The organism is Mycoplasma zalophidermidis (genome assembly GCF_018913985.1).
In the GTDB taxonomy this organism is placed as follows: Bacteria; Bacillota_I; Bacilli_A; order Mycoplasmatales; family Metamycoplasmataceae; genus Mycoplasmopsis; species Mycoplasmopsis zalophidermidis.
Map to the genome: position 1 here is coordinate 1 of NZ_JAHMHK010000018.1, position 1042 is coordinate 1042.

1 protein-coding gene is annotated in these 1042 nt (G+C 24.4%); it reads left to right on the forward strand.

The features are described 5' to 3' along the window. Positions 1 to 1042, forward strand: a 1042-nt coding sequence (locus tag KQ878_RS03690; protein ID WP_216567973.1) for a hypothetical protein, incomplete at both ends; no start/stop codon positions are given.

A 1042-nucleotide genomic window follows, 5' to 3' on the forward strand; every position in this document is an offset into this window, starting at 1 on the left:
ATCCTAATCCTAATTATTTTGTTGATAATGATGATCAATTGTTTGAAAATTCAATTGCTAATAAATATTGGTTTTATTCAAACTTTGAAGAAAAGAAAAGAGAATGAAGTTATTATGAATTGCAGGAAAAATGAAAGCAAGACTATAATGGCTTAACTTCATTTTATAAAGGAAGCATAAATAGAAATTTATTAAAAAAGGTATCAAATACTGATGCATATAATGATGAACTTATTGGTGTTTTATCCAAAAAAGAAATCCTTGAAGAATGTAATGCACTTCAACAGCATTTTAGGGAATATCATTATTTAGCTCCCAAAGCGGAATTATTGAAAAACGATAAAAATGAAAACTTTAGAAAAATTAATGATCAAGATAAAATAACCAATTCAATTGAATTAGAGTTATATATTGAAAATTTTTTAGATACAAACAAAGCTTATTTTATTGATGCAACAAAATTCAAGATTAATGGTTGAATAAAATCAACATTTTTAGACGACCCAAATAAACCTGAATATATTTCGGCTAATTTGGTTTGGTTTGTAATCTCGTATCTTTACATTAGTCAAATTAAACAAATTCATAAAGAACAAATGAATAAATACAAAAAAACCGTACAAGAAAAAGAATTTATATTATCTAAACAAAATTCATTACCAGGCAATGAGTATCAATGAATAAATAGTGACTTACATATTGCATTCGACAATGAATTCGATGAAGTGAAATTAAATTACGCTTATCAAAATACATATTTTGTTAACGAAAAAGAAAAATATAAACACTATTTAGATAGCCATAATGAAGAAATTATTTTAAACGCATTAAAAAATGTGTTTAAAGAAAAATACAAGAATGATGCTGAAGATTTTTATAATAAAGTAAAAATTTGAACTAAAAACCCAACCTTACACGGCGTAAATTATGAATACTATAGTAAAGATTATGATATTAAAAACTCATTCCCGGATATTGTAATTAAATATGGCAAACATCAAATTATTATAGAAGTTAAAGACGCAACTAAAGACTATGATAA